The organism is Zhenhengia yiwuensis, assembly GCF_014384995.1.
GTDB classification, from domain to species: Bacteria; Bacillota; Clostridia; order Lachnospirales; family Cellulosilyticaceae; genus Zhenhengia; species Zhenhengia yiwuensis.
In genome coordinates, this window is sequence record NZ_JACRSY010000002.1 from 1 (window position 1) to 21,488 (window position 21,488).

The window sequence follows — 21,488 nt, forward strand, 5'->3', positions numbered from 1 at the left end:
TTTCCTAAAAATATGGATATAACGGATACTCCCGATAATGTCATTCAAGAAAAAGTATTAGAGTTAAATAAACGACCTCGTAAATGCTTAAACTGGAAAACACCCTATGAAGTATATTACGAAAAGGTGTTGCACTTAACTTGACAATTCGCCAGAGAAAAAAGACTCAAAGGTTATAGAAGTACATAACTTTTGAGTCTTAGTTTATATTACAAAATGAAAAATAAAAGTATAGGGTATAGAATCAATAATGGTGAATCCTGCCACGAATAAGGGAGGTTTTTGAAAAAGTTAGATAAATGAAAGATTAAGCCTTACAAGAACTTGAGCATTCAAGAGTTGTAAGGCCTTTTGTTTTTTAAATCGAGTTATTCAAAGAGTATAATGCGGGCCTTTTGAGAAGGTAAATGAGTCCTTACAGCATAAGAAAAAACGTTATGGATATACTGATGAGTAGGAAGGGAGCTCAATAAAATGAAAAAAACATTGAATATATTTATGATGATAATATTGGTAGGAGCATTGCTTAGCCCACATGTAGCTTATGCTCAACAAGATATAACGGGTTTTAGTATAATAGGTCCTAAAATTAAAAATTTACAAGGTAAAGATGAATTAATGAAATCTTATAATGACTTAAAAAGGATAAGGAAAAATCTAGGGACTATAAGCATTACTTCTAACTCTACAGGAGAAGAGTTACTTCAAATTAATAAAACTTTAGACTTCTACATCCAAGAGCTTGATAATGTAAATAAAAACTTAAACACGCATAAGGCAAATTACAAAGATTCTTTTGATGATATGTATACTGCTGATATGATTAAACTTATCTTAAACAGTTATTTACTGAGCATTAGAAATCAGCAAGTGTTAATGAGAGAAATGGATGAAAATGCTATAAATTCAAAGAACATTATTTACTCAGAGTATGCTATCCCAGTCTATTACTATCTTACATTAGGTGACCAAATGATAGCTTATATAGATTTATATTTTGAAATCTTATAAAGAAAAATAGAGAGTAATTTGCTCTCTATTTTTATGAGACTAACGGATTGTGCCAGTTAGATTTACAAATAGAATAAGCTCTTAGACGAAATGATTATTATTCAAAGTTGTCAGATAGTGAGATTATCACACTTAATATTGTTGGAGAAATACATAGAGAGCTTATAAGAAAGCTTGGTTTAACTATACTCGTAAGAATTTTAAAGAAATATTACCGTATATGTAATCGAACGTGCCGTAATCTTACCAAGGTTATTGGTGCAGTACTGGCAAATTCTTTCGATAGATTAAAGGCTAGAATTCAAATTAAGGTCTTGGGAAGCAATGTCTCATATTTCATGAATAAATGCCTAGATAATAAAGTGATTGGACGGATTTAATTCCCATACTTATACTTAAAAAAACAATGAACCAGTACATGTGGTGAGGCTATTTAAAGATTGTGCTATAATGAAATTGCTAAATGACTATACTTTGACTAGAATAAATGTCATAGGAAAAATATAAATTAATACTCTCATCGTTTACGTATTAAATGAGAGGTTTTTATATAAAGAAGATACATAGTGAAAACGATACTATAAGAGAGAAGCGAGAGGAAATGTTATTGGAAAGGAGTGTTAGATATTATATATGAAGGAGATTTTATTAGTAGAAGACAATTTAGATTTGGCAAAAGAGATAGCAATAAACTTAGAAAAATGGGGCATGCAAGTAGAGGGGATAGATGATTTTAGCAATATTTTAGAAGAGGTTATTAAGAAGCAACCTAAACTTGTGATTATGGATGTAAATTTACCATATTATGATGGATTTTACTGGTGCCAAAGAATAAGGGAAGTATTAAAGATTCCTATTCTATTTTTATCTTCAAGAGATTCTAATATGGATCTTATTATGGGTATTCATAATGGGGGAGATGACTATATTACAAAACCTTTTGATATTCAAGTACTAGTGGCTAAAATCAATGCATTGCTAAGAAGAGCCTATCAATATGCAGATTCAGGGGCATTATTGTATTATAATGATGCTGTATTAGATACTGAAAAATGCGAGTTAAGGTATAAAGGAAGGACTTTAGAACTTACAAAAAATGAAATTAAAGTATTAACATTGCTTATTCATAACAAGGGAAAAGTAGTTTCAAGAGAGAAAATTATGATGAGTTTATGGAATATGGATGAATTTATTAGTGATAATACGCTTACTGTAAATATTACAAGACTACGTAGTAAAATGAAAGAAATAGGACTAGGAGAAGCTGTCAAAACTAAAAGAGGAATAGGGTATATGATTCAATGAATATAAGGTGTTTTCTTGCTGAACAAAAAGTAAGTATTATGTTACAACTTATTGTATTAATAGTTGTTAATGTGTATTTTCTAATATTAGATATAGGAAATCAGCAAAAAGGCGATTTAATTTATTTAGATGTACTACTAATGTTTTTTTATATAGGTGGGTTTTATATAAGTTACAGAAAATGGAAAGATAGATATGAAACGTTATATCGTACCGTAGAAGAAGATGGGGAGATTAGAAGAGAAGAAATTGAATATCAGTATGTCGCTGAAGAAATTATGCGCTATATATTAGATACAAAAGACAGCATGTTTCAGAAAGAACAGGGACATAATGAAGAGAGAATCAAGGAAATGGAAGAATATATCTCTAAATGGGTACATGAAATCAAGTTACCCATTAGTGCACTGAATATGATGGCTGAAAGAATAGAAGAAGATACCATTGGCTCTAATATTAAATATGAAGTAGAAAAAATTAATTTTTTAGTAGAGAGTGTACTCTATGGAAGTAGAGCAACAGCATCTGCTGAGGATTTATTTATTAGAGAAGAACGTATAGAAGATATGGTAAGAACTGCTGTAAGACAGAGTGCTTTTTTCTTAATCAGACATAACATTGAAGTGAAAATGGACAATTTGAATTTTGAAGTTTATACAGATAAAAAGTGGATGATTTATGTGATAGAGCAAATGGTTAATAATGCTATTAAATATGCTAAGTTAAATGGACAAATTAGTTTTTATGGTGAAGAAGAGGATAAGTATGTCATCCTAAATATCAAAGATAATGGTATAGGTATTGCAGAGGAAGATAGAAAACGTATTTTTAATAAAAGCTTCACGGGTAAAAATGGAAGAAATACAACGTATAAATCAACAGGGATGGGTCTTTATTTCTGTAAGAAGATTTTAGATAAGCTTGGTCATGGGGTGGAAGTAGAATCTATAGAAGGAGAGTATACCTTATTTAGAATAAAGTTTTATAAGATATCAGACTATATGAAGGTTGCAAAAATGTAAGGTTACAAATACAAATGTCATGTTAAGTGAAGGAATAAGAATAACGAACCTGTTAAAATTGAATTGCTAAAATTTAATTTTGGAGGTGTTGAAATGAAAGAAATTTTAAAAATAAGAAATGTATACAAAGAGTATGGTATAAAGGGGTTTAAAACACAGGTTCTAAAAGGTATTTCTTTTACTGTAGAGGAAGGCGAATTCATAGCAATCATGGGACCCTCAGGTGCAGGGAAAACCACACTTTTAAATCTTTTATCGACTATTGATAAGCCAACTAAGGGTGAAATCTTACTAGAGAGTAAGGATATAACAAAACTTAAAAGTAGAGAACTTTCACAGCTTAGAAAAGATAGCATAGGATTTATTTTTCAAGATTATAGCTTGCTAGATAATATGAATCTGATGGATAATATTGCACTGCCTCTTGCATTGGGGTGTAAAAAAAGTAAGGAAATAGAAGAAAAAGTAATAGCAATAGCAGATACATTTGGATTAAAGGAGCATTTGAAAAAGTATCCTTATGAGCTATCCGGTGGACAAAAGCAAAGAGGGGCAGCAGCAAGAGCGCTTATTACCAATCCTAGTGTCATATTTGCAGATGAACCAACAGGGGCATTAGACTCAAAATCTTCTTCAGATTTATTAGAATGTTTAAGGAGAGTTAATGAAGAAAAGAAAGCAACAATTATTATGGTTACGCATGATGCACTGAGTGCAAGTTATACACAAAAAGTCTATGTACTTAGTGATGGAGAGATTAAATGCCAAGTGGGTAAAGGTAATGATCGTAAGGAGTTTTATGGACGCATCATTGATTTATTAGCAACCTTAGGGGGTACAAGATAATGCAAGTATGTTCTATGGCATACAATAACTTCAAAAACAATATGAAAAACTATACCATGTTTTTTATTTCTATGATATTTTCAGTACTTATATTAAGTAATTTCTTTATCTTAATGTGTGGGGATGCTCTAAAAGTTTTAGGTGAAGCTAATGCAAATTATACTAAAATGATTGTACAGATGATAAGTTGTGTTCTAAGTATTTTTATTTTCTTTTTTATTTGGTATACATCAAATATTTTCTTGAAAAATAGGAAAAAAGAGATTGGACTTTATATCTTTATGGGAGTTGACTTAAAGACAATCGGTAGTATTTATTTTATAGAGATGATGCTTATTGGGTTAACATCATGTGTCATTGGTATTAGTCTTGGAGCATTGCTTTCTAAATTCTTTCAAATGATTATTTTTAGACTTGCAGGATTTAAAGTCAATGTTACATTGAATATTACAGGGGATGCTCTTGTTTATACATTTATTGTTTTTATGACGATATTTATAATGATGAGTATAAAAGGGCTTGTAAGCATTATGCGAAGCAAGATAATCAATTTGTTAAATGCTGGTCAAAAAGTAGAACAAATGCCTAAAATAAATGTTTTTACTTATATGATAGCATGTGTATCTTTCGGAGCTATGCTATATGGATACTATTTGGTGAAACTTTCTAATATAAATGTTTTTAAAACTTTATTACTTGTATGTATAGGAACATACGGGATATTTTATGCACTCATTCCAGTAGTACTTAAGTTTTTGATTAGTAGAAAATCCATTCTATATAAAGGTGAAAATATTATAGCCATCAACAGCGTTGCATATCGTATTAAGAAAAACTATACAACCTATGCAACCATTAGCTTATTAACTGCATGTACCATTTCAGTACTAGGAACAGCTGTTTCTATGAAAAATCTTTATACTATGTCTCTAGAAAATGATACCCTTTATTCTGTATCTTTTGCTTCAAAGGAAGCGATTCATACGAAAGAAATAGAAGAAATTTTGCTTGGAATAGGTAAAAAAGAATATGCAGTAGATACAACAATTATAAAGGCTAAGTCTACCTTGAAAAATGTAGAAAAGTGGCAAGTAAGTGACTATAATATTCTTTCTTATGAACAGTTCTTAGAGATTTTAAAAATGAATGGTAATGAAGCTGCAATTACTAAGGTGGATGAAGAAATGGTGGAAGGTAATAAGGTGATTTATATTCAGAGACCAGGAACCTTAGCAAGTCTTATTAAAACAAAAGAGATTACCATTTTTGATGAGATTTATGAAGTAAGTGAAGGGGGTATCCGATTTAAGACACTAGGTTCCTTGTTAAATGAGGTGACACTAGTTGTGAATAATGAGATATATGAAAAGTTAAAAATGCAAGGTGAAAACATTTATTTTTATGGGATCAAAATTGAAAATGAAGAACAGTTGCTCGATCAAGGTACGATGGAAGTGATTACAGAGGAGCTTAGACCTTATTTTAATGAAGATATGAAGAGTCAAGTAGGACTTTATAAAGTAGAAGGAGTATCATGGCTTAGAGTAGTTTATGCAATAGGTGCATTTTTATTCTTAGTTTTTATACTTGCAGAGGCAAGTATCATCTACACCAAAATATATAGCGATGCCATGGAGGACAAAGATAAATATAAGATTTTAGCGCATATAGGTGCATCAAAAGAAGATTTAAGAAGAGCTGTTGGTAAGGAGATTGCAATATTTTATGCTTTACCATTAACAATAGGTCTAATCGATAGTTTTTTTGCAATTCAAGTTTTAGGAGACTTTTTATCTGAGAATTTATTAGGAACATTTATTGTTAGTGCAGCTATATGTGTAGGTATATTTATAGTAAGTTATATAGTTTCAGTAGCACACTTTAAAAAGATAGTAAAAGTTGTATGTTAAGAGAAATTAGTGGAATAAGGGAGCATAATAGGATTGTATGTAAACAACAGGGGGAAATCCCTATGAAGATTAATTTATTAAAGCGATAGTTTGTCAAGTTAAGTGCAACACTTATTAAGTTCTCTTAAGAAGACCTCGTTAGGTGTCTTATATCCCAGACATTTTCGAGGTCTATTATTAATTTTAGCCACTATCTCATTTAAATCATCTTGAGTTATCCCACTAAAGTTATATTTCTTAGGATAAAATTCACGAATGAGACCATTTGTATTCTCATTCGTTCCTCTTTGCCATGATGCATAAGGAGTGCAAAGCAAATAAGCGACAATGGCATTGATTTTTTAGGAGGAGAAAAGCAAAAAACTATTATGATCTCTATTCAAATGAATCCAAATGGCAAACACCCACTAATCTTATGAAGCTTATATATATTGGTGTCCAACACATTAGTCAAGATGATGCAAGAAAATAGGTAGGATGTCCTAAACGGTTTCCAAACAATAGCTGTTTTCTTTTTAGGACTAAAAGATTATAATAAAAGCTAAATCAACAAGGAAGGACAGTCATCATGAGTGCATACATTAGTTTTAAAGATATTAAGAAAACTTATGAGATGGGAGAAGTCACCATCAAAGCTGTAGATGGTGTAAGCTTTGATATTCATAAGGGAGAATTTGTCATTATAGCAGGGACAAGCGGTGCAGGAAAAAGTACAGTGCTGAATCTTCTAGGAGGAATGGACACCCCTTCGTCTGGAGATTTAATTGTGGATCAGGTCAACATTAGTAACTTTAATAAGAAGCAATTAACTAATTATAGAAAGGATGATATTGGTTTTGTTTTTCAGTTCTATAATTTAGTGCAGAATTTAACTGTAAGAGAAAATGTAGAGTTAGCTACACAGCTTATTAAAAATCCACTTGATATAGAGGAGATTTTAGATGCAGTGGGATTAAAAGATCGTAAAAATAATTTCCCTTCTCAGCTTTCAGGTGGAGAGCAACAAAGGGTAGCTATAGCAAGAGCTATTGCTAAAAATCCTAAGCTGCTTCTTTGTGATGAGCCAACAGGGGCATTAGACTACAATACAGGTAAAGCTGTTTTAAGTTTGCTTCAGAAAATGTGTAGAGAAATGCATATGACAGTTGTGGTCATTACACATAACTTAGCCCTTACACCAATGGGTGATAAAGTGATTTATATGAAAAATGGTCAAGTAGAGAAAATGCTCATCAATCCAGAACCTACACCAGTAGAAAGGATTGAATGGTAATGCGAAAGAAGTCTTTAATGAAAGATGCCTATAGGGAGATTCAAAAATCTTTAGGGCGCTTTTTCTCTATTATGCTTATTGTAGCTTTAGGTGTAGCCTTTTTAGCTGGCATTAAGGTAAGTAGCCCTATGATGAAAGATACAACAGACCAGTATATGGATGAGTACCAAATGATGGATATTAGCGTACTTTCTACATTAGGTATAGAAAAAGCTGATAGGGAGGCCATTAGTAAGCTGAAGCAGGTAGAGCGAATTATGGGCAGCTATAGCTTGAATATGTTAGCGCGTATAGAGGGAAGTCAAAAAGTTATTAAGGTACACAGTTTAGGAAGTCTTTCACAAGAAGATGAAAAGCTCATTAATAAGCCGAAATTAGTGGAGGGGAGATGGCCGAGTAGGCCTAATGAATGCTTAATTGATGGAACGAAGCTGACGAGATTACCTATTCAGATAGGTGATACCATTACCTTAACGACTGGAACAGATGAAGAAGTAAGTGATGTATTAAACAATGAGACATACACAGTAGTGGGTGTTATGAACTCCCCTTACTATATGCATTTTGAAAGAGGTACTGCTGAAATTGGTAACGGCAGTGTAGCAAGCTATATCTATATTCCGGAAGAAAACTTTAAAAGTGATCTATACACAGAACTTTTTATTACGCTAAAAGGGGCTCAAGAGCTGGATGCTTATAGCCAAGAGTATACCCATTTAGTCGATAATTTTAAAGCGCAGTTAGAACCGATTATGGAAGAGAGGGCTTTAGTGCGTTATGAAAAGCTACTAGCAGAAGCTAAGCTAGAACTTGAAGAAGGTGAGGCAAAGCTTTTAGAAGAAAAAGAAAAAGCCAATAGGGAGTTAGCGGATGTAGCCTTAGAACTTGAAAAAGCGGAAAAGGAAATTGCAAAAAGGCAGCAAGAACTAGTAGATGGTGAAGCAAAAGCTAACCAAGGGTTTAAACAGGCAGAAGCAGCACTTAAAGATGCAGAAGAAGAGCTTGAGGCCAATCAAAAAGAGTATGAACAAGGACTTACCCTTTTCAATGCTGAAAAGGAAAATATAAAAAAACAATTAGATGAAGCGAAAATACAGCTTACTGAAGGTAAAGCTCAGTTACAAACTTTAAAGGATAAGCTTCAAAGTATAGAAGAACAGCTTGCTTTTACAGAAGGTATGGGTCAGGAAAGTTTACTTGCGCAAAAGCAAGTTTTAGAGGAACAGATTGCAAGTCTTACACAGGTCTTACAAGTTAATGAAGAAGCTTATAAGAAAGGTTTAGCGGAGTTTAAAGCGCAAGAAGAAACACTTCTAGAGTCAGGCATTCTTTTAGAGGAAGGTAAGCGTAAGCTAGCTGAGCAAAAAATAAAACTTAAGCAGGAAAAAGAAGTAACTTACAAGACTTTAGCAGAGGGTAAGCAACAATTAGAAGAAGGAACGCTTAGCCTTGAGCAAGGTAAAGAAAAATATCTAACGTCTAAAGAAGAAGCCAAGAAGCAGTTTAAAGAAGCTGAAGCAGAAATTGCAAAAGGAAAAGAGCAATTAGAGAATTTAAAAGAGCCAAAAGTTTATGTATTAGGTAGAGAAGCCAATTATGGTTTTGCCAATTATAAAAGTGCCACAGAGACCATTGAGCGTATTGGAGAGGTCTTCCCTATCTTTTTCTTTGTTGTAGCAGCACTTGTATGTTTAACCACTATGACACGTATGGTAGATGAACAGCGTATCACTATGGGGACTTATAAAGCTTTAGGGTATAGTACCTTTTCGATTATGAGTAAATATATTTTATATGCAGGAATGGCAAGTGTATTAGGGAGTTTATTAGGGATTGCGATTGGTTTTAAAGTCTTCCCTAATACCATTTATAACGCCTATGGCATGATGTTTACGGTGCCACCTATCCTTAATAAATTTTATCCAAGCGAAGCTTTATCGGCTATTTTGGCTATGGTATGCCTAACTGTTTTTGCGGTAGTTTTCACCACAATTAAAGAACTTAAGGAGCAGCCGTCAGAGCTTATGAGACCCAAAGCGCCACCAGCAGGTAAGCGTATTTTTTTAGAACGTATACCTTTTATCTGGAAGCATATGAACTTCTTCCAGAAGGTTGTAGCACGTAATATTTTTAGATACAAGAAGAAATTCTTCATGACTACCATTGGTATTGCAGGGTGTACAGCTTTACTGGTTGCAGGCTTAGGATTAAAAGAGTCCATTATAAGTATTGTAGATAGACAATACGGTGACCTGTTTAAGTATAACTTAGAAGTCACAGTGAAAGAAGAGGGCATAGAAAAGCTACAGCGTAGCGCTTATATAGAAAATTTCATGGAAGTAAGTCATGAAAATATTAAACTTTTATATGGTGAAGAAGATAGAACTGCGACTTTACGTGTTATTCATGACATAGAGAAGTTCCCTGAGTTTATTAAGCTTCAAGAAAGAGTATCTCAAAATCCACTTAATTTAGATCAAGATGGAGTTATTCTTTCTGAGAAATTAGCTAAAGCTTTAAATGTACAGGTAGGTGATACTGTTCAACTTGAAAATAGTCATCTAGAAATTTATGACGTGAAAGTTGCAGGCATTGCGGAAAATTATATAGGCCACTATGTGTATATGTCAGGGGCTTATGCTCAAGCAGCTATACGCCAAACTCCGGGGGTAAATCAGCTCTTGATTCAGCTTACGGATGCAGGTATGGACCAAGAGGAGGTCATTTCAAATGAGCTCACACAAAATGAGGACATTACTTCTTTTGCTTTTACAACGAAACATGCAGGGAGTTTTGAAAGTATGACAGCCAGCTTAGATACTGTAGTTATTATTCTTATCGTATCTGCAGCTCTATTAGCTTTTGTTGTCCTTTATAATTTAACAACCATTAATATTAGTGAACGCTACAGAGAAATTGCAACGATTAAGGTATTAGGTTTTAATGACTTTAAAGTCTCTGGGTATATTTATAGAGAAAATATTATGCTTACCTTAATAGGTTCCTTATTTGGACTTTTATTAGGGAAGGCGCTGTTCTTATTTATTATTGTAACGGCAGAGATGGATGAAATGATGTTTGGTAGAGAAATCTATTGGCCAAGCTATCTAACAGCAGTTCTTTTAACCTTTATTTTTGCTATGTTAGTCAATGTTATGATGCATTTTAAATTGCAAAAGATTGAAATGGTAGAGTCACTAAAGTCGGTAGAATAAATCAGCAGCAGCTTAAGATCGTTATGTGGGAATCTTTGAAAGGGATGGACAAATGTCGAAATATGTATTATTATACACTCATATAATTTTTAAATAAATGCATCGTATAAAGTTGAAAATAAGGTTCAACAGTTTCTACCAAATCACCTTAAATGATTTGACTACGATATGAATTTTTATTTTACATATCTAGAGGCTTATTATACGGTCATGAAAACAACGTGGAGAGTGGATAATGACTAGTATTAAAAACACTTCAATAGACAATATCTATCAGTTAGATGGTAGAGTGCCTATTGGAAAAGCAATTCCTTTCGGATTACAACATGTTTTAGCAATGTTTGTTGCAAATATTACACCTATTATTATTGTGGCAGGAGCATCAGGACTTTCTGGTGAGCAAACAGCTACTCTTATCCAATGTGCTATGCTCATTGCAGGAATAGGTACAATGATTCAACTTTATCCCGTTTGGCGAATTGGTGCTAAAATGCCTATTGTCATGGGGATTAGTTTCACCTTTGTGTCTATCTTGTGTGTGATTGGAAGTCAATATGGTTACAATGCTGTCATTGGAGCTGTTTTAGTAGGCGGGATGGTAGAAGGTATACTTGGTTTATTTGCTAAGTATTGGAGAAAAATCATTACACCTATTGTAGCAGCCAGCGTCGTAACGGCTATCGGGTTTTCTTTATTAAATGTAGGTGCTCACTCCTTTGGAGGAGGAAACGGCAGTGCAGATTTTGGATCTAGTACTAATTTAATAATTGGAACAATTACCTTAGTAACTTGTCTGGTATTTAATATTTTAGCTAAAAAGCATTATAAAAACTTATCTGTTTTAGTAGGCTTAATTGTTGGCTATATTGTAGCCATCTGCTTCGGAAAAGTAGATTTTGGTAACTTAGCTGGGTATAGCATGTTTGCAGTACCTCAATTTTTACCTTTCAAGCCAGAGTTTAATCTTAACGCTATTGTTTCAGTGGTACTTATTTTCTTAGTATCAGCAACAGAAACAATTGGTGATACATCGGCTTTAGCTGTATCAGGGCTAGGAAGAGAGGCAAAAGAAGAAGAAATATCAGGCTCTATTGCTTGCGATGGCTTTGTAAGTTTTATTTCAGCTCTATTCGGATGCATGCCTATCACTTCCTTTAGCCAAAATGTAGGCTTAGTAGCTATGACAAAAGTAATCAACCGTTATACGCTTTTAATGGGTGCCATTGTTATGGTATTAGCTGGATTATGTCCTTTGTTTGGGGCATTATTAGCTACATTACCAGAGCCTGTATTAGGTGGCTGTACACTTATTATGTTTGGTTCTATCGTTGTAAGTGGATTACAAATGATCGGAAACTGTGGATATAACCAAAGAAATATGCTTATTGTAGCACTTTCTTTAAGTATTGGTATTGGTTTTACTCAAGTGCCAGATATTTTTGTTATCTTCCCAGATGTTATGAGGAATGTATTAGCAGATAACAGCGTGGCTGTTGTATTTCTTGTGGCTGTGATTTTAAACTTAGTTCTACCAAAGCATATGGAAAACCATGAATAAACTTAAAGACATAATGGAACATTAACGATTCACCATACAGTCAGGCTTGATGAGTTTGCTGTATGGTGATTTTCTGTTTTAATAAGGAATAAAAGCAGTTGGAATAGAAGAGGCTATTTCTTAAAGACAATAAGAAGTAGAGGATGAAGGGCTTATGGAAGGGATGTTAAAAAAAGGCAAGATGGCGGAGTCATTAAGTATTGCTATGTTACTTGCTCTTGTAGGAGGTTATTTAGACATTTATTCGTACTTAGCAAGAGGAAAGGTATTTGCTAATACACAGACAGGCAATTTAGTTTTATTAGGCTATAATATGGCACAGGGCAATCTAGAGAAAATGATTTACTACCTTCTTCCTATTTCCTTTTTTGCATTTGGCGTTTGGTTAGCTAAAATTATAGAGTATAAGGTTGGAGAAGGAAAACATTTTGATTGGTTACATGTACTCTTAGGCATTGAAATAGGCATGTTGTTTATGGTCATGTTTATTCCAGAAGGGAAGCTTAATGTAGTCGCTAATATTATGGTATCTTTCATTTGCGGATTGCAAGTTCAGGGCTTTCGTAAAGTAAATGGAAATGCTTACTCTACGGTTATGTTTACAGGGAATTTGAAGAATGTAGCAGAATGTTTTGCACATTACTCCCTTACAAAAGAACGTGAAGCCTTAGAAAATGGCAAGGTTTATTTAGGGGTCATTCTTATGTTTGTTATAGGTGGCTGGTTGGGAGCATTAACAACTGGCAAATATGCAGAAAAAGCAGTGGGCCTTATTAATAGTGTGCTCGTTATTGTTTTTGTTTTATTATACTTAGAAAAAAGAGAGTTAATTAAAAAATAGACATGATGGGATCATCATGTCTATTTTCATTTTATATTTTTAGCAAAATAGGAACAGTCCGTATTAAAAATAAAAGTTATAATAAAATTACCATATGGATAAGGATAGGTGATAGATTGAATTATAGTAAGGATATGGAAAGATGTATTGCGTTTATAGAAGCCCATATTAAGGAAAAGATCACAGCTTTGGATGTTGCTCAGGAGTTAGGGTATTCTAGGTACCATTTTTGCAGAGTTTTTAGTTCATGCAAAGGTATGTCTGTAACAGAATACATTCGTCATAGAAGGTTATCATTAGGTGCTGTAGAGATGCTTAAGGGGAGGAAGATTATAGATATTGCTTTAGACTATGGATTTGAGACGCATAATGGTTTTACAAAAGCCTTTCGTAAGGCCTTTCATTATAGCCCAACACAATATATGGCAAGGATGGCTGGCTATAAAGAAGCAAAAAATACATTTGAAATTGGAGGATATATGATGAAACCTATGATTATTAAAAAAGATGCTTTTAAAGTTGCAGGCTATGGTATTCAAACCAATATTGAAGGGACCAATTATACAAGAGATATTGCATCCTTTTGGAGTTACTATGAAGGAGAAAACTTAGAAAGTAAAATGTATGAAATCCTTAATCCACCTAAACATGGGGAGGTGGGCCTATGTGTGCCTTCTTCAGAGAAGGGGAATGTAACCTATCTTTTAGGCGTTATTGTAGAGGACTTTTCTAAGATAACAGAAGATATGCTTACAGTAGAAGTTCCAGAGGCGCAGTATGCTGTTTTTACAACTCCTCCTGTAGATACAAGTCAAGATGAAGAGCAGAAAGAGTTTGCTGAGATGATTAAAGCAACGTGGAAATATATTTTTGAGGAGTGGTTTAAGGAGAGTGGATACAGTTATGACGAAAGTAAATTAGACTTTGAGTTTTATGATGAGCGTTGTCACGGTAGGGTAGATACAGTTATGGAGATTTATGTTCCTATAAAAAAATTATAATTAAGCCAAGAAAAAATACTTTAAGGGAGAGAAGCAAATGCGTATAAAAAGTCATAAAGCTATATTCTGGGATTTACAAGGAACTTTAGGAGGGGATGCAACTGGAGATATCAAGGATTTTCAATTCTATCCCTTTACATATGAAGCGCTAAAACTTGCTTCAAAAAAGGGATATCTAAATATAATTCTAACCAATCAAAGTAGGATTGGTGCTGGAAAACTTACATTAAAGGATTATGAAGAAAAAGTTGATGCGCTAAAAAGAGAATTAACTCAAAATAAAGTAGAAGTAAAAGAGATTTTGTGCTGTCCACATACCAAACAGGACCATTGTAGTTGTAAAAAGCCAAAGACGGGTTTAATGGATTTATGTGTGAATAAGTATGCTATAGATATCTCCAAGAGTTATGTTATAGGGGATATGGGTAAAAATGAAGTGGTAATGGCACATCATGCAGGAGCTAAAAGTATTTTAGTATTAACAGGGGCAGGTGTAGGAAGTCTAAATGAATTTAGAGAGACATGGAAAGATTATGAAGCGGATTATATAGCAGATAATGTATTAGAGGCTGTAAAAAGTATAGAATAGGATGAAATAGAAGTAAATGTTCTTATAGTTCAACAGTAGCCGTGTAGACAGTACAGTTTGAAGATGAAAAGTGTCTTAGCATGGAAAAGATGGTACACCACCTATAGAGTATTTGGAGTTAGAAGAGAACAGGGATTTAGGAGAAGATAAGAACTTAGAACAATAGGGAATATTGGATTCGCCGAGGAATAGCAGTAGAGGAAAGTAAAAGACTTATGAGTTTCTGGATAACAGGAACTTATAAGTCTTTTTTATAGAAAGTATAATTTAAGCGTTATAGCTTTTTAAAAATGAATAAAAAAGTTCTACTACAGTAGATAAATAGCTATTTGGATTTCTTAAGATGCAGATGCTTGATTCTAAAGTACTTTCCTTAATGACTTTTTGGGTGATGGAAGTATCTGAAAGAAGAGAAAGGGCGGATTCAGGAATAATGCCTATACCAAGGCCGGCATTCACCATACTGGCCGTAGTTCTAGCATCATCATTCATACAAAAAACATTAGGGGTTAGAGCCTTTTCATGGCAAATGTTTTTAACGATCTGTTCCCAGCGACGATAGAGAATAAGAGGTTTGTTGCAAATATCTTCTAAAGTAACAGTAGCAGTATGGATATCCTTAAAATAGTCATGGGCTCCTACTGCAAATACTTTTTCTTTTCCTAGAATGGTACACTCTAGATCTTCAGCAGAAAAAGGTGTACGGACAATAGCAAGCTCTATAAGATTATTTCTAAGGCGCTCTAGCTGTTCATAGGTATTGCCTTCAAAGAGATTAAAACTGATTTCAGGATAAAGCTTATGAAAGGCACTAAGCCATTCACTGATTAAAGTACTGCTTATAGAAGAAATAATGCCTACACGTAAAGTTCCCATTTTACCTTGTGTATAATCTTCTAATTCTTTTTGAACGCCATCTATAAGTTCTAAAATAGAGATGGCACGTGCATAAAAAATATGACCCGCTTGAGTGAGTTCTATTTTCCGCGAGCCTCGCTCAAAAAGAATAACACCGAGTTCTGTTTCTAATTCTTTAATTTTGGTACTTAAAGGAGGTTGAGAAATATGAAGCTTGAGAGCAGCTTTAGAAATGTTCCCTTCTTGAACGGTGGTGACAAAGTAAGTGAGTTGTTTAAAATCCATAGTATCCTCCTATATGAAAATCATATAGAAAGTATATCATATTTGTAATTTTTGTATAGAAGAGACCGTGTTATTATAGAATGAAGCGTTATTAATTTACGAGAGAAAGGAATGAAAAAGTGAAGAGGTTATGGATATACTTACAGGATTATAAAAAAGAATGTGTTTTAGCACCTTTATTTAAAATGTTAGAAGCATCCTTTGAATTATTTGTGCCCCTTGTTGTGGCAGCTATTATTGATACTGGTATTGCAAATGGAGATACAGGTTATATTTTAAAAATGTGTATGATTTTGATTTTGCTTGCCCTTATTGGACTTATTTGTTCCGTAACGGCACAGTATTTCTCAGCAAAGGCAGCTATTGGCTTTGGAACAGGGCTTCGTCGTGCTTTATTTAAACATTTAATGGGACTTTCTTTTACAGAGATAGACATGGTAGGGACATCGACTATGATGACGCGTATGACAAGTGATGTAAATCAAGCACAAAATGGTGTGAATATGGTGTTACGCCTATTTTTAAGATCGCCTTTTGTTGTGTTTGGCTCCATGGTTATGGCTTTTACCATTGATGTTAAAGCAGCATTCATTTTTGTTATAGCGATTATTCTATTATCTATTGTTGTGTTTGGCATTATGCTTATGAATATTCCTATGCTGAAATCTGTACAGCAAAAGTTAGATGGTGTATTGGGCATTACACGAGAAAATTTAGCAGGTGTACGTGTCATACGTGCTTTTTGTAAGGAAGAAGAGGAGATTGAAGCATTTAAAGTGAAAAACGAGGCCTTAACAACAGCTCAGAAAAAAGCAGGTAAGGTTTCTGCGTTAATGAATCCTCTTACATATGTCATTATTAATATTGCAATTGTCACTCTTATATGGGTAGGTGCTATTCAGGTGGATAACGGCATCTTAACACAAGGGCAAGTGGTGGCACTTTATAATTACATGTCTCAAATTTTAGTTGAGCTTATTAAATTAGCGAGCTTAATGATTACGATTAACAAATCCGTAGCTTGCAGTAATCGTATTGTAAGTGTATTTGAGATTAAGCCGAGTATGGAAGAAGGTGTAGAGCAGAGTGCTGAAGGGGCTTCTAGGAAGTCAGAGGTTCCAGTTGTAGCTTTCAAAAATGTATCCTTAACGTATAAAGGAGCAGGGGAAGAGTCTTTAACAGGAATTGATTTTACAGTTTGGCAAGGTCAAACTGTAGGGATTATAGGTGGAACAGGTTCAGGGAAAACTTCGCTTGTTCATATGATCCCTAGATTTTATGATGCCACAGCAGGTGAAGTCTTGATAGATGGCATCAATGTGAAAGCGTATCAGATAAAAGCACTTAGAGATAAGATAGGCATTGTTATGCAAAAGGCCGTCTTATTTAAAGGGGATATTGGCTCTAATCTGAGATGGGGCAAAAAAGATGCAACAGAAGAGGAAATATTAGAAGCGGTTCGTATTGCACAAGGTGAGGATGTAGTCAATCAAAAAGGTGGATTGAAAGGAAGTATTCACCAAGGTGGCAAGAACTTATCAGGAGGGCAAAGACAACGTATGAGTATTGCTAGAGCTCTAGTGAAAAAGCCAGCAATTCTTATTTTAGATGATAGTACATCAGCTCTAGATTTTGCTACAGATGCTAAGCTCCGAGGTGCTATTAAAACATTGGATTATAAGCCAACAGTCTTTATAGTTTCTCAAAGAGCATCTTCTATTCAATATGCCGACCTCATTATTGTTTTAGATGATGGTAAGATGGTAGGTAAAGGTACTCATGAAGAGCTTCTTGAAAATTGTCAGGTTTACAGTGAAATTTACCATTCACAGTTTAGAAAGGAGGAGAACTAATGAGCCAAAATAAAAAAGGTCAAAAAGAAATTTTAAGTAAAGTGATGCGCTATATTAAAAGATATACAGGGCTTATACTCCTTTCTATAGTCTTAGCCTCTTTAATTGTCATCTTAACTTTATATGTACCTATCTTAATAGGAGAAGCGATTGATGGCATTGTATATGGGCAGGTAAACTTTACATTTATTTTACGTTATTTAGTCATCATCAGTGTTATGGTAGGTATTACTGCATTGGCTCAATGGATGATGAATAAGATTAATAACAAAGTTACTTATAACGTTGTACGTGATATGAGAGAAGCAGCTTTTAAGAAGATAGAGATTTTACCTCTTAAATATTTAGATAGACGTTCACAAGGAGAAATTGTAAGCCGTGTGATTACAGATGTGGATCAGTTTGCAGATGGTTTGCTCATGGGATTTACTCAGTTCTTTACAGGGATTATGACGATCATAGGAACACTCTTTTTTATGCTGACTATTCATGTAGGTATTACTTTTGTAGTCGTATTAGTCACACCGCTTTCTTTGTTTGTCGCAAGCTTTATTGCTAAGAAAACTTACACCATGTTTAAATTACAATCAGAAGCAAGGGGTGAGCAGACAGCTTTTATTGATGAAATGATAGGGAGTCAAAAAGTAGTGAAAGCTTATGGACATGAAGAAGAAGCTCTTGAGCAGTTTGATGAAATCAATACAAGGCTTGCGTACTATTCACTACGTGCTACATTCTTCTCTTCCCTTACGAATCCATGTACACGCTTTGTAAATAGTATTGTCTATGCAGGTGTAGCCATTACAGGTGCACTAGCTGTATTAACGGGCAGAATAACGGTAGGGGCTTTGTCATGCTTTCTAAGTTATGCCAATCAGTACACGAAACCCTTTAATGAAATATCAGGCGTCGTGACAGAATTGCAAAATGCTATTGCCTGTGCAGGAAGAGTTTTTGAACTGATTGAAGAAGAGCCGCAGGTGCCAGAGCCTGTAGATGCTGTGCATTTACAAGATGTAGAAGGACAGGTTGTTTGCAGACAAGTTGCTTTTTCTTATGTACCCGATAAAAAGCTTATTGAAAACTTTAATATTGCGATTAAACCAGGGCAAAGAGTAGCTATTGTAGGACCTACAGGATGTGGTAAAACCACTCTGATTAATTTACTTATGCGGTTTTATGACGTAAATGAAGGCAGTATTTGTGTAGAAAACATAGATATAAGAGAGGTAACACGTAAAAGTTTACGCTCTAACTATGGTATGGTTCTTCAAGAAACATGGCTTAAAAAAGGAACGATTAGAGAAAATATTGTAATGGGCAAGCCAGATGCTACAGAGGATGAGATCATTGCAGCAGCTAAAGCATCTCATGCACATTCGTTTATTAAGCGTTTACCAAAAGGATATGATACTGTTATTGGTGAAGATGGAGGTATGCTTTCACAAGGGCAGAAGCAACTTTTATGTATTACAAGAGTGATGCTCTGTAAGCCGCCTATGCTGATTCTTGATGAAGCCACCTCTTCTATTGATACACGAACAGAAATGCAAATTCAAAGTGCCTTTAATAAACTCATGGAGGGGAGAACGACCTTTATTGTAGCCCATCGTCTTTCGACCATTCAAAATGCAGATATAATTTTAGTTATGAAAGAGGGCAAGGTCATAGAGCAGGGGAATCATGAAGAGCTTTTAGCTCGAAAAGGATTTTATGCAGAACTTTATAATAGTCAGTTTGCAGTATAGGGTGTTTCTGGAGAGATAACAGTTTTGTGTTTATTCTATTACAAATAGATTACCCTACTTCAAAGGAGAGAAAAAAATTCATATAATGGAATCAGAAAAATATGGAACGATAAGACGATTTTAAACGTCTTATTAGTAAACCAATTTAGAGGAGGAAGACATATGAATAAGAAATTGAAAAGAAATGTATTAAGTGCATTGCTTATTGCAACTGTTGTATCTGCTCCACTTATGGCTAGTCCTATTATGCAAAAGATTACGGCTTATATTTATCCTAATATTGAATATCGTTTAGATGGTGTAGAAATATTGGAGGATACACAAACTATTTATTATAATGGTAAAAACTATGTATCTGTTAATGACATTGTCAGGGCTTTAGGCAAGGATGTCACTTTTGAAAATGGCAAAGTAACCATTACAACACCACAGTATAAGGAAAGTGTTGTAATTAATGAAGCGATTATTAAAGAAGTAGATGTTAAACAGAATCAAGTAACTATTTTACCAGTAGATAAAGCTGATAAATTAGAAAACTATAAGATTTTAAATGTAGGGCCAGAAACAAAATTAAGCTATGAAAAAAATAAACCAGTTGTAAAAATAAGTGATTTAGAAGAAGGTATGAAAGTTAAAGTCATTCAAGCATCATTTGAGACAGCATCTATACCTGCACAGACAACAGCTTATGAAATTACTATTTTACAAGATGGAGTAGAACAAGAACCAGTAGCTCAAAATATAACGATTAAAAAAGCAACGATTAAAGATGTAGAAGAAGATGATAAGACGATCACTATTCTACCAGCAGGGAAAGAGAATAAACCTGAAAATTACATTGTTTTAAATATTGGCCAAGATACTAAATTAGCTCATGAAACAATTAAAAAAGTAGTGACTTTAGAAAGTTTAGAAGAAGGTATGACTGTAAAAGTAGTACATTCACCAGCTGTCACTAAATCTTTACCACCACAAACATCAGCTATAGAAGTTATTGTTTTAAAAGAAAATGGTGATTTAACAACTGATGATAAAGACGATGACTTTGATCACGATGCAGTGTTCGAAACAGAAATCGAAGATGCAAAGATTATAGAAATGAATCATGGTAAAAAATATATGGTCGTTAAAAATGATAAAGGAACTTACACTGTAAAGTTTACTCATAAAACGAAAGTAGAATTTGATGATGCCGATCATAAGAAACCAAATGTAAATAGCTTAAAAGTAGGCCAAAGAGTAGATATTGAATTAGAAAATGGTGTTGCAGTAGAAATTGAAGTACAATAAGAAAAAGGTCATTCCCTCGCGTTATAGTGAGAGAATGACCCTTTTAATTTTTGTTAATTCAAATGATTAACATCCTTTAAAATCTTCTCCAGTTTTTCAGTAGAGGTAATGCGTTCATTACATTTAGCACTATCTAGGCACATGTGAAAACCTATAGATCGGTATTCATCGTGAGCTGTTTTGCAAATAGGGGAGACAAAAGCTACTTCATCCTCTTTACCTACATGATTGCAAAAGGTACAAATATGAGTATTGTTAGAGTCTTGATTGGGGATTCTACAAGCCATGCCTATAAGTTTGTCTTCTAGAGGATAGGTGATAAAAAGCTTACGAATGGATTCGTCCAACCAACCTAAATAGACAAGTTTTGGATTTTCTTCATTTATGAGAGGAAGTTTGAGCTTCTTTTCTTTTCTAAAAACTTTTTTGATTTGACTAGATGTAGGAACTACTATGCCATAGACATATTCTTCTAAGTCTGCTAAGTATTGATCAATAGAGAGTGAACCAGTAATTTTTAATATATCAAGTAAGGCTGTTTGTTCTTCTGATAAATTGTCAAAAAGGTTCAGTATAGTATCTTGTAAGGAAGCTTTATGTGTAGCAATAATTTGATTATCGGTGCAGTTCCTAAAAGTATTATTTAAATCCCGTAGACACTTTTTGATATGATTATATTTATGTTTAGGAATAAACGTTTTGTTCATAGCAGGACCTCTTTTCTTTAAAGCATATTTCAAGTATTCGACAATCCTATAAAGTTTATGAATAAAAAAGATGATTAGTGCTCCTTCAAGTTGAAAGTAACACTAATCATCTTTTTTGCTATAGGATACTTTCATTAATCGATATAATAAAAGCATAGCACAATTTCAAATTATAA

The 21,488-nt window shown here is 33.8% G+C and carries 16 protein-coding genes, 1 pseudogene and 1 riboswitch; of the genes and pseudogenes, 14 read left to right on the plus strand and 3 right to left on the minus strand.

Annotated features, from left to right (window positions below; translation table 11 throughout):
• Window positions 1-474 precede the first annotated feature (474 nt).
• The 5 genes from H8718_RS01105 (at window position 475) to H8718_RS01125 (ending at window position 6,094) form a co-directional block, all read left to right on the plus strand.
• Entirely contained in the window at window positions 475-1,011 is a 537-nt protein-coding gene (locus H8718_RS01105; protein WP_249331203.1) for a hypothetical protein, read from the plus strand.
• 633 nt (window positions 1,012-1,644) lie between these two features.
• Window positions 1,645-2,316 (plus strand): response regulator transcription factor, encoded by a 672-nt coding sequence (locus tag H8718_RS01110; protein ID WP_249331204.1) that lies wholly within the window; start codon window positions 1,645-1,647, stop codon window positions 2,314-2,316.
• Window positions 2,313-3,338, plus strand: a complete 1,026-nt coding sequence (locus H8718_RS01115) for a sensor histidine kinase (protein WP_249331205.1) — start codon at window positions 2,313-2,315, stop codon at window positions 3,336-3,338. Before H8718_RS01110 ends, H8718_RS01115 begins: the two co-directional genes overlap by 4 nt.
• A 93-nt stretch (window positions 3,339-3,431) precedes the next feature.
• Window positions 3,432-4,184 (plus strand): ABC transporter ATP-binding protein, encoded by a 753-nt coding sequence (locus H8718_RS01120; RefSeq protein WP_249331206.1) that lies wholly within the window; start codon window positions 3,432-3,434, stop codon window positions 4,182-4,184.
• Window positions 4,184-6,094, plus strand: a complete 1,911-nt coding sequence (locus H8718_RS01125) for an FtsX-like permease family protein (protein WP_249331207.1) — start codon at window positions 4,184-4,186, stop codon at window positions 6,092-6,094. Before H8718_RS01120 ends, H8718_RS01125 begins: the two co-directional genes overlap by 1 nt.
• Window positions 6,095-6,192: 98 nt before the next feature.
• On the opposite strand, the pseudogene H8718_RS01130 reads toward H8718_RS01125, so the two are convergent.
• Window positions 6,193-6,399, minus strand: a pseudogene (locus tag H8718_RS01130) (transposase); the annotation flags it as partial.
• Window positions 6,400-6,662: 263 nt separating this feature from the next.
• On the opposite strand from H8718_RS01130, the gene H8718_RS01135 reads away from it, so the two are divergent.
• The 6 genes from H8718_RS01135 (at window position 6,663) to H8718_RS01160 (ending at window position 14,571) form a co-directional block, all read left to right on the plus strand.
• Window positions 6,663-7,367: an ABC transporter ATP-binding protein gene (locus tag H8718_RS01135; RefSeq protein ID WP_249331208.1), complete on the plus strand. Its 705-nt coding sequence runs from the start codon at window positions 6,663-6,665 to the stop codon at window positions 7,365-7,367.
• Entirely contained in the window at window positions 7,367-10,582 is a 3,216-nt protein-coding gene (locus H8718_RS01140) for an ABC transporter permease (RefSeq protein WP_249331209.1), read from the plus strand. Before H8718_RS01135 ends, H8718_RS01140 begins: the two co-directional genes overlap by 1 nt.
• Before the next feature lie 82 nt (window positions 10,583-10,664).
• Window positions 10,665-10,766, plus strand: a riboswitch (purine riboswitch).
• A gap of 51 nt (window positions 10,767-10,817) precedes the next feature.
• Window positions 10,818-12,140: a uracil-xanthine permease family protein gene (locus H8718_RS01145; RefSeq protein ID WP_249331210.1), complete on the plus strand. Its 1,323-nt coding sequence runs from the start codon at window positions 10,818-10,820 to the stop codon at window positions 12,138-12,140.
• A 154-nt stretch (window positions 12,141-12,294) separates the two neighbouring features.
• Window positions 12,295-12,981 carry a YoaK family protein gene (locus tag H8718_RS01150; protein WP_249331211.1) on the plus strand — a complete coding sequence of 229 codons (687 nt, stop codon included), beginning with the start codon at window positions 12,295-12,297 and terminating at the stop codon, window positions 12,979-12,981.
• Window positions 12,982-13,097: 116 nt separating this feature from the next.
• Window positions 13,098-13,982: an AraC family transcriptional regulator gene (locus tag H8718_RS01155; RefSeq protein WP_249331212.1), complete on the plus strand. Its 885-nt coding sequence runs from the start codon at window positions 13,098-13,100 to the stop codon at window positions 13,980-13,982.
• 37 nt (window positions 13,983-14,019) lie between these two features.
• The gene (locus H8718_RS01160) at window positions 14,020-14,571 is read left to right on the plus strand and encodes a D-glycero-alpha-D-manno-heptose-1,7-bisphosphate 7-phosphatase (protein WP_249331213.1); all 552 of its coding nucleotides are present in this window, start codon (window positions 14,020-14,022) and stop codon (window positions 14,569-14,571) included.
• A gap of 267 nt (window positions 14,572-14,838) precedes the next feature.
• On the opposite strand, the gene H8718_RS01165 is transcribed toward H8718_RS01160, so the two are convergent.
• Window positions 14,839-15,714, minus strand: a complete 876-nt coding sequence (locus H8718_RS01165) for a LysR family transcriptional regulator (protein WP_249331214.1) — start codon at window positions 15,712-15,714, stop codon at window positions 14,839-14,841.
• A 119-nt stretch (window positions 15,715-15,833) separates the two neighbouring features.
• On the opposite strand from H8718_RS01165, the gene H8718_RS01170 reads away from it, so the two are divergent.
• The 3 genes from H8718_RS01170 to H8718_RS01180 all read left to right on the plus strand — a co-directional run bounded on the left by H8718_RS01170 (window position 15,834) and on the right by H8718_RS01180 (window position 20,605).
• Window positions 15,834-17,567, plus strand: coding sequence for an ABC transporter ATP-binding protein (locus tag H8718_RS01170; RefSeq protein WP_249331215.1), 1,734 nt, complete (start codon window positions 15,834-15,836; stop codon window positions 17,565-17,567).
• Window positions 17,567-19,315, plus strand: a complete 1,749-nt coding sequence (locus tag H8718_RS01175) for an ABC transporter ATP-binding protein (RefSeq protein ID WP_177669161.1) — start codon at window positions 17,567-17,569, stop codon at window positions 19,313-19,315. The genes H8718_RS01170 and H8718_RS01175 overlap by 1 nt, the downstream gene beginning before the upstream one ends.
• A 162-nt stretch (window positions 19,316-19,477) precedes the next feature.
• Entirely contained in the window at window positions 19,478-20,605 is a 1,128-nt protein-coding gene (locus tag H8718_RS01180) for a hypothetical protein (RefSeq protein WP_249331216.1), read from the plus strand.
• A gap of 53 nt (window positions 20,606-20,658) precedes the next feature.
• Here H8718_RS01180 and H8718_RS01185 read toward each other — a convergent pair whose 3' ends face one another.
• Complete coding sequence (locus H8718_RS01185; protein ID WP_249331217.1) at window positions 20,659-21,312, minus strand: FusB/FusC family EF-G-binding protein; 654 nt, start codon at window positions 21,310-21,312, stop codon at window positions 20,659-20,661.
• Between the last annotated feature and the right edge of the window lie 176 nt (window positions 21,313-21,488).

What these genes read in the sequence shown, in the direction of transcription:
- H8718_RS01105 (WP_249331203.1), top strand. Translation starts at nt 475, where the DNA reads ATGAAAAAAACATTGAATATATTTATGATGATAATATTGGTAGGAGCA.
- H8718_RS01110 (WP_249331204.1), top strand. Translation starts at nt 1,645, where the DNA reads ATGAAGGAGATTTTATTAGTAGAAGACAATTTAGATTTGGCAAAAGAG.
- H8718_RS01115 (WP_249331205.1), top strand. Translation starts at nt 2,313, where the DNA reads ATGAATATAAGGTGTTTTCTTGCTGAACAAAAAGTAAGTATTATGTTA.
- H8718_RS01120 (WP_249331206.1), top strand. Translation starts at nt 3,432, where the DNA reads ATGAAAGAAATTTTAAAAATAAGAAATGTATACAAAGAGTATGGTATA.
- H8718_RS01125 (WP_249331207.1), top strand. Translation starts at nt 4,184, where the DNA reads ATGCAAGTATGTTCTATGGCATACAATAACTTCAAAAACAATATGAAA.
- H8718_RS01135 (WP_249331208.1), top strand. Translation starts at nt 6,663, where the DNA reads ATGAGTGCATACATTAGTTTTAAAGATATTAAGAAAACTTATGAGATG.
- H8718_RS01140 (WP_249331209.1), top strand. Translation starts at nt 7,367, where the DNA reads ATGCGAAAGAAGTCTTTAATGAAAGATGCCTATAGGGAGATTCAAAAA.
- H8718_RS01145 (WP_249331210.1), top strand. Translation starts at nt 10,818, where the DNA reads ATGACTAGTATTAAAAACACTTCAATAGACAATATCTATCAGTTAGAT.
- H8718_RS01150 (WP_249331211.1), top strand. Translation starts at nt 12,295, where the DNA reads ATGGAAGGGATGTTAAAAAAAGGCAAGATGGCGGAGTCATTAAGTATT.
- H8718_RS01160 (WP_249331213.1), top strand. Translation starts at nt 14,020, where the DNA reads ATGCGTATAAAAAGTCATAAAGCTATATTCTGGGATTTACAAGGAACT.
- H8718_RS01165 (WP_249331214.1), bottom strand. Translation starts at nt 15,714, where the DNA reads ATGGATTTTAAACAACTCACTTACTTTGTCACCACCGTTCAAGAAGGG.
- H8718_RS01175 (WP_177669161.1), top strand. Translation starts at nt 17,567, where the DNA reads ATGAGCCAAAATAAAAAAGGTCAAAAAGAAATTTTAAGTAAAGTGATG.
- H8718_RS01180 (WP_249331216.1), top strand. Translation starts at nt 19,478, where the DNA reads ATGAATAAGAAATTGAAAAGAAATGTATTAAGTGCATTGCTTATTGCA.
- H8718_RS01185 (WP_249331217.1), bottom strand. Translation starts at nt 21,312, where the DNA reads ATGAACAAAACGTTTATTCCTAAACATAAATATAATCATATCAAAAAG.